General features: G+C 31.0%; 1 protein-coding gene. It reads left to right on the top strand.

The genetic code is table 11. The features are described 5' to 3' along the window. A partial coding sequence (locus tag GCL60_RS17310) for a hypothetical protein (RefSeq protein ID WP_161998271.1) occupies positions 1-796 on the top strand: 796 nt, incomplete at both ends.

The following is a 796-nucleotide window of genomic DNA, read 5'->3' as shown; positions in this document are numbered from 1 at the left end:
ATTTCGTATCCAACAGGAACAAAAATCAATGTAATTTATTTACCAGGTGGATTAGAGTCCGCTAAAAAAGGCGTTGCTTCTCCTGCGGTATCTAAAATTAGAACAATATCTCTTCCAAAAACAGATACAAGTGATGAAGAAATACGTTATACTTATTATGAATCTACAAATACAAATTATTTAGCATATGGATTTACAGGTTTTAAAGAAGGGGAAGATGCTTTATTTTTTACACCGAATACTTATACTTATTCGACAGTAGAAACAAAAAAAGCTCCAGATAATAAAACGATTTCAACAGAAAGAGTTTATAATCACTTTCATCAAATGATGAAAGAAATAGTTCGTATAAATGGAGAGTATTCTCAAGTTAAAGAATTTACTTACCCATTATGGGCAAATAAAAGCTTTGATTCCTTAGATCCAAATTATAACTTTCCAAAAGAAACAAAAACAACATATTATGCAAATGGTTTGCAACGTAGCGAGACTACAAAGCAAGAATATGACAATTCAGGAAATATATTAAGAACTCAAGATGCCTCAGGCATGATTAAAGAGTATCAATATTTACCTGCAGAAAAGACATTTAATGGCATAGTACACTTTCCTTTAAGAGAAGTGGAAAAAGCAGTTAATGGAACAGGCAGTAAAGTAATTGAGTATGTTTATGAAGACGCAAAAAATGCTCAAGGAAATGCGTTTCAAAGATTAAAGGCAAGAATATATCGTTTAAGCGATAATATTTGCCAAGTAACAAGTGAAAATTGTGGTAAGGTTTATAAAACTGAAATCC

This window comes from Silvanigrella paludirubra, from assembly GCF_009208775.1.
Taxonomy (GTDB): domain Bacteria; phylum Bdellovibrionota_B; class Oligoflexia; order Silvanigrellales; family Silvanigrellaceae; genus Silvanigrella; species Silvanigrella paludirubra.
Note: the sequence above shows the minus strand (reverse complement) of the source record. Positions and strands in the feature narration are given on the sequence as shown.